The organism is Nostoc sp., assembly GCF_036917195.1.
Lineage (GTDB): Bacteria > Cyanobacteriota > Cyanobacteriia > Cyanobacteriales > Nostocaceae > Nostoc.
In genome coordinates this window covers 15,576-27,521 of record NZ_JBALDG010000067.1, presented here as the reverse complement: position 1 = coordinate 27,521, position 11,946 = coordinate 15,576, and the positions used below count along the sequence as shown (strand labels likewise).

Sequence of the window (11,946 nt, the reverse complement as noted above, 5' to 3'; positions counted from 1 at the left end):
AATTTCTACTTGATGGCTGCATAAATTGCCAGAGTGAAATCCACAATAGCATTTCATAATTTTTTATTCTTATTTAGCGACAAGTCTATTAAAGTCAACACACCAACTGATGCAATTTGATACCCAACTGCTACCACGCATTAATGCCACATCCAAGAGAGAAAATGGTAAACAATATTATGTAGATGCCAAGGGAAATCGCTTTCCCAGCGTTACTACAATCCTTAATGCCACCAAATCACAAGCAGACCGAGACAGATTATTAAACTGGAAAGCGCGTGTTGGTACAGAAGAAGCTACCCGCATTACGACATCTGCTAGTCGTCGGGGAACCCAAACACACAAACAAATTGAGCGCTACCTCCTTGGACAAAACCCTGTTTGTTCCGAAGCGAGTCGCCCTTATTGGGAGAGTATCAAGCCAGTTTTACAAGAAATTGACACAGTTAGACTCGTGGAAGGCTCTGTTTTTCATCATGATTTGAGCTATTCTGGCAAAGTTGATTGTATTGCCAGCTATCAAGGTATTCCCTGTATTTGCGAGTGGAAAACAGCAGACAAACCCAAAGGCTCAATTGAGCATTTATATGAACATCCACTGCAACTTACAGCGTATATAGGAGCAGCTAACGAGTATTATCGAGATTATGGCATTCAACTAAAGCACGCTCTGTTGGTAATAGCGATTCCAGAAATGCCAGCAGAGGTATTTTGGTTTGAATCAGCAGTCATCAAAGATTACTGGGAACAGTGGGAAAAAAGAGTCGCCCAGTTTTGGGAACGCAGAAGTGTTTAGGGTTAGTCAGTGAGTGGGATTGCAAAGAAGTTTTTAGCAAATATGGAAATTTCACGATTTAAAGGTAAAGGCAATTAAGTAGTCGGACAGAATTCATTACACAATGTCATTGCGAATGGAGCGTACTCCTACAGAGAAGCAAGCTACACGGTAGCGTCTCGTAGAGAAGCGTAATCAAACAATTTGCTTGCGGTTAAGATTGCTTCTCTTTGCTACGCAACGCTACCGCGAACGAGAGGCAACTCTTAGAGACGCTGCGCGTAGCTTGCTTCCCCGTAGAGGTACGCCAACACTCACAATGATTGTAAATATTTTTATTTATTTAGGGACTTCCAAATAAAAAAATATTCCAAAACGACGCAAAAATCCTCTTTATTTCTCTTCTCTGTGTTCTCTGCGTCTCTGTGGTTCGTTTATTTGGATAATTTATTTCTTAGAAATCCCTTACTTATTAGTAATTAAAGTAAAGGAGTCAGCAATCGAGACACTCTCACAGCTAACTTGAACCAAAAAGGTTTTTTATCGTACTCATCAAGATCAACAGGAACACAGACAGCTAAATCATCCTCTAACATCTTTTTAACACTTTGGACAAACCGAGGCTCGGTAACAAAACCCATAACTTCAAAGTTGAGGGAAAAAGAGCGACTATCTAAGTTAACAGTTCCTACCCCTGCTATATTCTCATCAATGACTATAATTTTCTGATGCATAAACCCATTTTTGTAACGATACAACTTGATACCGATTTTTTCCATTTCGGTGTAGTAAGAGAAGGAACATAAATAAACAAATAAATGATCAGGTCGATTTGGTAAAAGAATTCGCACATCTACACCTCGCATTGCAGCCAGTTTTAAAGCTGACAATGTTGCCTCGTCCGGTACAAAATATGGACTAGCAATCCAAAGATGAGTTTGAGCTTGATTAATTAGTTCGACGAAAAAAAGCTTACAAGCTGGTAGCGTATCTGCGGGGCCTGTAGGAAGAATGAATGCAGTTTGATTAGTTTCCCGATTAATTTTTACCTGCCAATTAACTTCCAAAAGTTTTTGAGTTGCCCAATACCAATCTCGCACAAAGGAGTTTTGTAGGCTTTGTACAGTTGGACCTTCGAGCATCATGTGGGTATCACGCCAGGGACTCAAGCGAGGATTCTTTCCTAAATATTCGTCACCAATATTCAGTCCACCTACAAATGCTATTTCTCCATCCACCACCAAAATTTTCCGATGATTGCGAAAATTATATTGGAGTCGATTACCCTGTCCTTTTGTGGTGTTAAATGCACTTACTGCAATTCTATGCTGTTCTAAAGACTCGATATAAGGGCGAGATAGTTTCTTGGAACCAATTTCATCGTAGAGAAAGTAAATGTTTATTCCTTCTTTAGCTTTAGCAATCAATGCTTCTTTAAACTCATTACCAGCTTGGTCATCGTTAACAGTATAAAATTGGAACAAAATATAATTTGTCGCCAATGCAATCTTTTTCAGCATCGCTTCAAAGGTTTGCTGACCATCAATTAGTAATTCGGCAGCATTACCTGATGTGAAAGGAATTTCTGTAAAAGCCTCAGCTAATGGTTGCAACTCGGCTAGATTATCTGGTGGCGCAACCTGAAATTTAATAATTTCACTATAAATCGGATGAATAAGGTTGTAGTGTTGTGCATAAACTGAGCGCAGTGTTTCAGCATATCCATGAAATTTAGTTCTTCCTAAAATCCAATACAACGGAATAGCTAGCCAGGGAAAGGTAATTAGAGAAATGCTCCAGGCGATCGCCCCTTGTGAAGAACGTACATTCATCACTGCATGGGCTGCATGTGCAACTCCCACAACATGAACAACAACTGTAGTTGTGCTAAAAATAGCTAGAAGACCAGCATCTACAAGCATTTTAATCTTTTTGAGGATTGATATAAGTAAATTCTGACAGCAATGGCTTATGATCGGATGAACAAATTTGGTCTAGCACCTTAGCACTGGCTTTCTTCACATTGAGATTTCGATAAAAGATATGATCTAAAGGGGGTGATAACAGGAAGCGTTTAATTTTCTCCTGCTCATGAGGTGCAAAAATTACTGGGGTTAATCCCAATTGTGTTGTTACTTGATTGAGGATAACTGCTCTTTTTTGACTCCAAGTATTGAAATCTCCTGAAAATATTATTGGCCCACGATGTGTAGATAACACTAGCTCTAATTCATTTAATTGTATTTTAAATTTATTTAAATCTACGAAATTGATCAGATGACTATTTACTGTCAGGAGAGTTGTGCTTTTATCAGATAGCAGATACTCCGTAACTAAAGAAATTTTAGGAGTTCTAACAATTGGCTCATAATGTTTAGTAGTTATAACTTTTTTTGTTACTGGACTGATTGTAGCTGCTGTGAAAATCCCCGAATAAATTTGATGATGAATATCTACAAAGTTCGGGGCAAAATTCCAATTCATTTTCAGCCAAGTTTCTAATTTATCTGCTTCTAACTTTAGAGAAAACTCTTGTAAAAATATGAGGTTGGGTTGGTAAGTTTCAATTATTATTGAAAAATCTTTTAACCAAGTTTTATTATAGTTTTGTTTAGCAATATTCCAATTGAGAACTTTAATTGAGTTACTATTAATTTCTGTTTGGAGGGAATTATTTTTATCAATTGTGAGTTCTTGTAAACGAAGAAATCTATAGGATGGAACAAATTTCGTAACGAGAGTGTTTACGTGTTCTTGAATATTAGGCATCACTAATATTAAACTAAATTTTTTCTAGCTTAACGCTATTGGACAGTCGTTACAGAGTTATGTTGCACAAACTTGGAAAGCTTGGATAGATAGATAAGCTGTGCCTCGCACTACTGGGATCATCTTTACCACTTTGCCATCTGGCGTAACCATCTGATGTTCACCTTCTGCAATATCTAGTGGTAATTAGGCTGTGATTTTACCATCTTTGGTAACTGTGGCAATTGTTCCTATACTTTTCATCTCATTTTTCCTTAATCAATCCATTACAGCTAACACAGCTTTCGGCAATAACTTATCTTTAAACCAAACAATTCTTGCGGGAACATCATTTAATTTTACTCCCGCTTTTTCTAAATTAAGTCGCTCGGAAATTGCTAAAATTAAGTCGTCACGTTCAGCACGTCGCACCTGAGAAAACTTCTTTTGTAAATATTCTGGCCGCCAATAACCAACAATTTCTAATAAGAAGGTGCGTCCATCAGAATGCACCAAGCGAAAATCAGGAATCATTACACTACCGGGGATTGGGATCAAATCAACTTCTCGCTCTAACGCCCAACCACTTTTCAACGCATCCCACTTATCAGCAAAGGATGCTTCGAGCATACTATCGTAGGGCTTACCTGGTGGATAATGGGATACCAAACCACATTCAGAATTAAGGGTGAAACGTCCAGTTTTCCAAGTATTTGTATAAGCGTCGCGGGTTTGGAGAATGGACGAAAGACTCCATTTGGTAACGTGAAGTAAAGCGGGAATAAGTTTAGCGATCGCTAACCCATAACGCGTACTAGGATTAAACAAACTCGTCGGCCCATCAATGGTAATTGTAAACCCGTGGTCAGCATCGCCCTCAATATAAGCCATCAATTGAAACAACTTTAGATAGCGAAATAACAGCTTATATTCTCCCGGAACATTGCGATGAGCATTTAACACCAGTTGACTGGCTTTATAAAACACACCCTGCACTTGAGATAAGTTATAGCGATTTAATAAGTCTGGCGCTGTTGGTGCATCAAAAACAGTCAAAATCTTATTCTCAGATAAGTCAGCATATAGTCCATTCCGAACCTGTTCTAGTAAAACTTCCCGTTCAAGTTCTTGAGTTAACTCATCAGCAACTTTCCCAAGAGTAACTTGTGTTGATTCCCGATTAGAAACGGACTTTGAAGCCAACGAAAATACCCGTTCTCTTAACATTTGTGGTTCCAGAGGACTAACCACCTCAAAAGTGCAAAAACTGCTTTTGAGAATATAAGCTAATCCCCGCTTCACCCGATAATCTGTAGAATCTCCTTCAAAATCAGTCAGTTGTCGCTCAAGCACACCCTGAGTCTTCCCCACTGCTGATTGAAAATAATTAATTAACTCAATCGCCAACTCCGAAGTTTTCTGATCAATCTTCAGTCTCTTCGGAATAATCTCCTCCCCGTTTTGGCGATGCATCAGTAAATCTGTCGGTAACATCTGCTGAATTTTGGATTTTAGATTTTGAACTTCCGGTTGAATAATTAATTTCTAACTGTTCCGCAACCTTCAAACTCCTTTCTTTCCCACTCCCATACACAACCTGTAACTTCCCTTTCTTCTCCTCCTCTCTGCGTCCTCCGCGTCTTGGCGGTTCGTTTTCTCTTTCCACACCTCTTCGCCTAGCCGAAGTCCTCTCCTCACTCGTATCCTCCGCCACCACCTCATATAAAATCGCCTGCTTATTCTCAATATTCCCCTTTCGTAAAACCCTCCCCAACCGCTGAGTATACTCCCTAGCCGAACCAGTTCCCGATAAAATAATTGCCACAGAAGCCGCCGGCACATCAACACCTTCATTCAACACATGAGAAGCAACCAAGGTATTATATTTACCCTCTCGAAACTTTGTTAATATCTCATGCCGTTCCTTCACAGGAGTTTGATGAGTAATTGCTGGAATTAGCAACTCTTGAGAAATCCGATAAACCGTTGCATTATCAGCAGTAAAAATCAAAATTCTTGCCGGATAATGTTCTGCCAATAAATTAACTAAAATTCGCAACTTTCCATCAGTCCCCAAAGCGATATCCTTCGCTTCCCGGTGCGCTAACATAGCTCTCCGTCCAGATTGCGATCTAGCACTCATTTGTACGAACATTTGCCAACCTTGAAGACTCCCCAAAGAAATCCGAGATTGCTTTAAAAAGTCATTGCGCGTTTGAATTAATTGGTTGTATTTTTCCCGCTCAAGTTGCGATAACTTTACCTTAATTTGGACAATTTCATGTTCTGCTAACGCCTTCCCCGCCAAATCTTCAGCGCGTTTGCGATATACTTCTTCACCAATGAGGATATTTAATTCAGCGTGTTTACCATCAGTGCGTTCTGGTGTAGCAGAAAGTCCCAGTCGATAAGGTGCGATCGCATATTCAGCAATCACCCGATTAAAATCTGTCGGTAGATGATGACATTCGTCAAAAACAATCAACCCATATTGATTCCCCAACGTTTCGGCGTGAATTGCTGCACTATCATAAGTTGCAACTAGAATTGCCGTTCTATCCCGCGAACCACCTCCCAGCAATCCCACCTCAGCATCAGGGAAAGCCGCTACCAAATGTGCATACCACTGATGCATTAAATCCAAAGTTGGCACTACAATCAGCGTCGTCCGTGGCGTTGACTGCATCGCCATTTGCGCCAAATAAGTCTTTCCCGCGGCTGTGGGAAGCACAACGACCCCTTGTCTACCCGCCAGTTTCCAAGCCGCTAGCGCCTCAGTCTGGTGAGGATAGGGTTCCATTTCCAGACTGGGAACCAAATCTACAGGGTAAAATTTCTTCGCCTCATCAATAAAATTAACATCTTCCGCTTGTAGTGCTTCCACTAGCGATCGGTATCTAATTGCTGGAATGCGGAATTTTTGAACTCTATCATCCCATGTAGCATAGTCCATCCAATCTTTGCCACGTGGTGGTGGATGCAAAATTAATGTGCCACGATCAAAATTTAATGTAGGAGTACGAGCCATTATATGGGGATTGGGGATTGGGGATTGGGTATTGAGTATTGGGGATTGGGTATTAGAAAAACTCTTCCTTGTCTGCCTAGTCCCTATTTCCTAGTCCCCAATGCCCACTCTATTGATTACTAATAACGCAAAAAGGTATCGGCTCAATCAATAATTTGGGGCAAGCAGTTACTCCATCTGCCAATTTTGGATTTTGGACTTCGGCTCCTTTACCTCGGCAACTCTTGGAGACGCTGCACGAACGCTCGGCACAAGTCGGCAACTCTTGGAGACGCTGCGCGTAGCTTGCTTAAGAGCAGGGGTACGCTCAAGGCAAGTCGCTCAGTCGAACGATTTTGGATTTTGGTGAAGCAGCGCGGTCTTCTCCCAAGGGCGATAGCGCAGCGTTAGCGAGTCATCTCCCAAGGGGAGACGCCAAAGGCGAACGAGCGTCTGGGGGTTTCCCCCATGAGCGACTGCTGTTAGCGCAGCGGTAGCGTTAGCGAAGCGGTAGCGATAGCGCAGCGTTAGCGACGTAGGAGCGTCGGAACGAGCGTCCCTAGGAGCGTCACCCGAAGGGATTGACTCCGGCAAGATGGGGCAAGCCAAATTTTGGATTTTGGATAATGGAATTGTTTCGCCCACGCAACGTTGGGGCATGAACCGAAATAATTTTTAACACTTCGGCTACTTCGACTACGCTCAGTACAAGTGCGCTCAGTGTTAAAGCCGAGCGGAGTCGAGGCTTTAATTCTTCAATTCTTTAATCTAAAATCTAAAATCTAAAATTGTTACGAGTCGTGGCAACCAAGGACATAAAAGTATCCCAAGCCTTGGTTCCATCAGAGGTCTGAGTGCCATAAGTAATGTATAGGCACTTTAAATACAAAAAAACCAGCCTCCCACAGCTGGTCTGGAAAATGTTTTTTTGTGTTGTCTTCTCAAGAGAGTTAAAACCAAATTGCGCGTTCCCAAAATGCAACAGGCAACTTTTCTTAACAATATTGTAACAGCCAACACAGATTTTTCCTGAATATTCATCAAAAAAAGATATGAACAAAGCTTAAAAGCCTCTATCTATCAGGATAATTCAGCAAATTGTAGGGTATAGATGGGGAAGGTGAGGGGCAGCAGAGGGGAAAGATGTAATTTTTCATTCTGCCCCATGCCCAATGATGACCATTTGTGGTTTTCCCCAGAGGATGCTTTCCTGCTTATAAATTGCAATTCCCGGTTTTGCTCCTTTGGGTTTGTAGACGTGTTTTAGCTGAGTGTAAACTACTGGCACTTGATCACTCTGACGGGCGCGACTGTAGTATGCAGCAAGATTAGCTACAAATTGCAAATCAGTTTCTTCTGCAACAGCACCCGGTTCTAGACGTAGTAGTACATGGCTCCCTGGAATTTCTTGAGCGTGGAACCATAAGTCATAATCCCCAGCTACACGAAAGGTCAATTGGTCATTCTGGCGATTGTTGCGACCGATTAATACTTCAAAGCCATTGGGGGTAAGGTAACGATGAAAGTTGGTGCTGGGGACTTCATTGGCGCTGCGGCTGCGGTATTCTGGATCTTCTAGATACTTTTGTCCAATCAACTCTTCGCGGATTTCTTCTAAAGTTCGCAAATCTTCTGCTGTTTGGTAGGTGTCTATCTGAGCGATCGCAGCTTCTACTTGCTCTAAATACTCAATTTCTGTCTGCACTGACAACAGTAGCGGTTCGACAGCAGAACGAGCGCGTTTGAGCTTTTGGTGCTGTTTGTAAAGACTTTGGGCATTTTGGACAGCATTTTTATCTGGCTGGAGGGCGATCGCTACTGGCAAACTTGTATCAAAATCAGAAAGGATAATTTCCTTCATCCCCGGTTCCCAGTTTTGCAGGTGAGCCATCAATAAATCAGCTTTTTGTCGATACTCATCGGCTTGATCTGATTGCTGCAAGCGCGTCTTAAAGGTTTGCGCCTTATTCTGTAATTTTGTCAGAATATTATTTAATTTCTGAGTCAACTGATGGCGCAATTGAGAAAATAACTGTTGATTGATCTGGTTACTGTAGTAGCGATTAAGTAACTCCTGAATATCTTTGACGTTTTCAACTCCACCCCAACCCATTACGGTGTAGCCATCTTTTGTCCAAGCTGGTTGAAACTTACTGGAATCCAAGGCTTGCAGCCATTCTTGCCAGCGCTCAAATAGCCGTTGCCAATCGTCGGGGTTGAGGCTATCAGTGGATGTTTCTGGTGCGATATTTGCTTCTAGCAGCATTGACTCTAGTAGGGCTGCACTCAAGCCACTATAACTTTTTAGCAATTGCCGCTTGATTGCTCCTGGCACTAAACTTACCCGTTCTTGCCAACGTTGTTGGGATTCGCTCAAACTGGGGACAGTTCCAGTCAGTTTCGGTGGTGTTTCATAAAATTGTCCGGTTTGGATGGGACGGACACTAGATTGTTGCTGACTGACTTGATGGGCGGCGGTGATAATTATATTGCTGGCGTCGGTGAGAATGACGTTACTATACTTGCCCATGATTTCTGCATAAACATGATACAGGGCGCTTTCTCCGGGACGACGGGCAAATTGCAAATCAATAACCCGCTCCCAAGGGGCGATCGCTTCAATAGCCACCAATGCCAAACCACTCAATTGGTGTATCAGTTGTTGGCTAAAGGTAAAGGTATCTGGCGATCGCGGTGGTGGATCGCCAATACAAATATGTGCAGCTTGAGGATGCCAAGAAATCTCTAGCCAATCTCGCTGTTTGAGGGTGCGTAATGCCATAGCAATAGTGTAGCGATCGCGCTGGTAAACCTGTTCTAAGCGTGATGGTAGCCAGTTAGCGCGGATTTCGCTACAAGCAGCTGTGAGAGTGGTAAAGTCAACTGGTTGCAAAGCGATTAGTTATTAACATTCAAATGGTAGCGATCACTATGCTTTTATTTTCGTTTAGTCAAAGCATAGCAGACCTCAACTATCATAGCGGTTACTTGGTTTAGTGATAGCTGCGAATAAAAAAACGCAGAAATCTATCATAAAATAGACTTCTGCCCTTAAGTAATAAGTTACTTTTTTATACAGGTTGCTTTTAGTATCTAGTTTTGCAAGCTGAAGCGATCGCTGCCAAAGTTAAACCCAAAGTACTGTAATTGTAACTGCTTTAATTTTATAAGCAAGATTTGATTGTGTAAGTGTTATAATAATAAGTCTGATTTTTGTAATATTAAACCTGAATTTATAAGTTTAGATTACAGAGACATATACTTATGGTTACTAACGCCATCAATTCGGCAGGAAGTCTTGGTGAATTTACATTTGCTATTAATAACTGTTAAAAAGGCAAATTTGTCAACCATGTTCTATTTTTTACTTTAAATATTATTAACATTCGCTGCATTAATAGATCAACCCCGATTAATTATCCTTAGCATTTGATAATCCGGTATAATTTAAAACTAAAAAATGCCTACTTCTCACATTGAAGTTCAAACCAGTTACCACAGTCAACTTACCGCCTTGAACTCACGTTGTATTAAGTAGTTAGAATAACTGTTAAATATTGATGCAAAATTGGGTACTTTCTGGAATTTGCTTCGCAAAGTTTCAGATTATATTTTCAATCATTAATAAATTTCAGGAGCTAATCAGGTGTTTACTTCAACCTTACTCGCTGCTGCAACTACACCTCTACAATGGAGTCCAACAGTTGGACTGATTATCATCATTGCCAATATCATTGCCATTGTCATTGGCAAATCTACCATCAAGTATCCTAACGCAGAACCAAAACTACCCTCAGTCAATTTCCTGGGTAATTTTGGTTTACCAGCCCTTTTAGCAAGTACCGCTTTTGGTCATATTTTAGGAGTGGGCGCTGTCTTAGGGCTGCATAACCTGGGAAGAATTTAGGTTCTTACCCAAGTTAGGTTTTATTTGATGATTCTTTTGTCTCCAGCTTTGAGCCAGAAAGTTAGTTCTCTGGCTCTTTATTTATTGAATACTGAGTTTTAATGTCTTAAATAGTGAGTGCAATCATAAGATATGGCTCTATTGTAGGGGCACGATGATAAATGACTTCCCAACCATTTGGCGTAGCCTTGACAATTACAAGTCAATCTCCTGATTCTGAGTTTTGATTTTAAGTTGAATTAATTTCTAAAGTCAGAAATGTTGATGTAGATATTGAAGGGCGATCGCTCTGACTTCTTTAGTGTGGCTTAATATCTATAGCCATTCTCAATTGAGTGTTAGATAGTCTACTCTTTATGGCGCAGATATATGTATCCACAGTACATGTTGCACCCAAATTAATCTCAGCAAATACTGCTCAGTTTAGATTCCCGACTTCTTAGAGAAGCCGGGAATCTTGGTGTCCAAAAATGATTTAAGCATTGCTATAAGTTGAATATAGCTAAATTCTACCTAAAAAATCTTTGGTCTGGGCAAAAAACCCAAGAATTGCAAAATAAAGTGGGCTATTTGCCCACCGGATGATTGAGAATTTTCAACAATCTGTCAAAAACATTTGTGCCTCAAATCAACCTATACTCTAACTACAACTTATGCAATTAAGAGTGACTTGCTAGCGGATCAGCAACGTATTTGAATGTTGGCTCAGAATTCCAAGGGCCACGCTCATCTTTACCATTACCGTTTGTAGATAGGTTGTAGTAAAGAGCAACAGTTTCATCTGGCTTAACATTACCAAAGAATGGTTCTGTCAACTTACCCAGTGAATCTAGAGCTTTCATAAACATCTGAGTATGAGAAATTTCTCGTGTTAACAGATGGACTAAAGTCTCTTGGGTTCCTTGGTCGGTTGCCAACTTGATCAATGATTCGTAAGTCTGACGAGCACCGGCTTCTGCTGCAATGTTAGCTCTCAAATCACGCACTACATCTCCGCCTTCATTTAAGTAACTTGCAGTCCAGGTATTACCCTGACTATCTAGAAAATGAGGCCCCATCCCTCGAACTGCAAATAGAGTGCTCTTAAAAGCCTCTGTTTGATCCACATCTTTGGTATGAGCTTCGATGAGTTTACCAACCATTTCTAAATGGCCGAATTCCTCGATCGCAATATCTTGGAGCATATCTCTAATTCCAGCATTATCAACATGGAATGATTGAACCCAATATTGAAGTGCTGCGCTAAGTTCTCCAGTAGCTCCACCAAACTGCTCTAGAAGTAATTGAGCATAACGAGGATTTGGTTCACTAATCTTTACTGTATGGATCGGGTCTTTTTTGTGAAAAAACATACTGTTATTCTTCCGAAAATAGTGTTCTTACAGAATGGATCGACTGAATTTTTTATCTGTGAGGATTTTTCAAGTTTTTTCTAGCTAATTGGAGACTTTATATGTTTCTAAAGCTAGTTAGCTAGAAGACTGAGAAAACACAGTATTCGTTTAATGG

The 11,946-nt window shown here is 40.8% G+C and carries 9 protein-coding genes; 2 read left to right on the top strand and 7 right to left on the bottom strand.

The window, feature by feature from the left end; all coding sequences use genetic code 11:
- Positions 1-109 precede the first annotated feature (109 nt).
- On the top strand, positions 110-796 hold the full coding sequence (locus V7K40_RS22315; protein WP_334963551.1) for a PD-(D/E)XK nuclease family protein: 687 nt from the start codon (positions 110-112) through the stop codon (positions 794-796).
- Between the two features lie 458 nt (positions 797-1,254).
- Here the strand turns inward: V7K40_RS22315 and cls are convergent, their stop codons facing one another.
- From cls to V7K40_RS22285, 6 genes are all read right to left on the bottom strand, one after another.
- Complete coding sequence (gene cls / locus V7K40_RS22310; protein ID WP_334963549.1) at positions 1,255-2,697, bottom strand: cardiolipin synthase; 1,443 nt, start codon at positions 2,695-2,697, stop codon at positions 1,255-1,257.
- Position 2,698: 1 nt separating this feature from the next.
- Positions 2,699-3,547: an endonuclease/exonuclease/phosphatase family protein gene (locus V7K40_RS22305; RefSeq protein ID WP_334963547.1), complete on the bottom strand. Its 849-nt coding sequence runs from the start codon at positions 3,545-3,547 to the stop codon at positions 2,699-2,701.
- 255 nt (positions 3,548-3,802) lie between these two features.
- A complete protein-coding gene (locus tag V7K40_RS22300) occupies positions 3,803-5,017 on the bottom strand; it encodes a DUF790 family protein (protein ID WP_334963545.1) in 1,215 nt (404 codons plus the stop codon).
- A complete protein-coding gene (locus tag V7K40_RS22295; RefSeq protein ID WP_334963543.1) occupies positions 4,947-6,551 on the bottom strand; it encodes a DEAD/DEAH box helicase family protein in 1,605 nt (534 codons plus the stop codon). The genes V7K40_RS22300 and V7K40_RS22295 overlap by 71 nt, the downstream gene beginning before the upstream one ends.
- Before the next feature lie 321 nt (positions 6,552-6,872).
- Positions 6,873-7,190, bottom strand: coding sequence for a hypothetical protein (locus V7K40_RS22290; protein WP_334963541.1), 318 nt, complete (start codon positions 7,188-7,190; stop codon positions 6,873-6,875).
- Positions 7,191-7,683: 493 nt separating this feature from the next.
- Entirely contained in the window at positions 7,684-9,423 is a 1,740-nt protein-coding gene (locus tag V7K40_RS22285; RefSeq protein ID WP_334963539.1) for an NFACT family protein, read from the bottom strand.
- Between the two features lie 753 nt (positions 9,424-10,176).
- On the opposite strand from V7K40_RS22285, the gene psaK reads away from it, so the two are divergent.
- The gene (gene psaK / locus V7K40_RS22280) at positions 10,177-10,437 is read left to right on the top strand and encodes a photosystem I reaction center subunit PsaK (protein WP_298920297.1); all 261 of its coding nucleotides are present in this window, start codon (positions 10,177-10,179) and stop codon (positions 10,435-10,437) included.
- A 659-nt stretch (positions 10,438-11,096) separates the two neighbouring features.
- On the opposite strand, the gene V7K40_RS22275 is transcribed toward psaK, so the two are convergent.
- Positions 11,097-11,789, bottom strand: coding sequence for a manganese catalase family protein (locus V7K40_RS22275; RefSeq protein WP_334963537.1), 693 nt, complete (start codon positions 11,787-11,789; stop codon positions 11,097-11,099).
- Positions 11,790-11,946 lie beyond the last annotated feature (157 nt).

Bases quoted from the DNA above. Each gene is read 5' to 3' on its own strand.
- V7K40_RS22315 (WP_334963551.1), top strand. From the start codon at position 110: ATGCAATTTGATACCCAACTGCTACCACGCATTAATGCCACATCCAAG.
- cls (WP_334963549.1), bottom strand. From the start codon at position 2,697: ATGCTTGTAGATGCTGGTCTTCTAGCTATTTTTAGCACAACTACAGTT.
- V7K40_RS22300 (WP_334963545.1), bottom strand. From the start codon at position 5,017: ATGTTACCGACAGATTTACTGATGCATCGCCAAAACGGGGAGGAGATT.
- V7K40_RS22295 (WP_334963543.1), bottom strand. From the start codon at position 6,551: ATGGCTCGTACTCCTACATTAAATTTTGATCGTGGCACATTAATTTTG.
- V7K40_RS22290 (WP_334963541.1), bottom strand. From the start codon at position 7,190: ATGCCCCAACGTTGCGTGGGCGAAACAATTCCATTATCCAAAATCCAA.
- V7K40_RS22275 (WP_334963537.1), bottom strand. From the start codon at position 11,789: ATGTTTTTTCACAAAAAAGACCCGATCCATACAGTAAAGATTAGTGAA.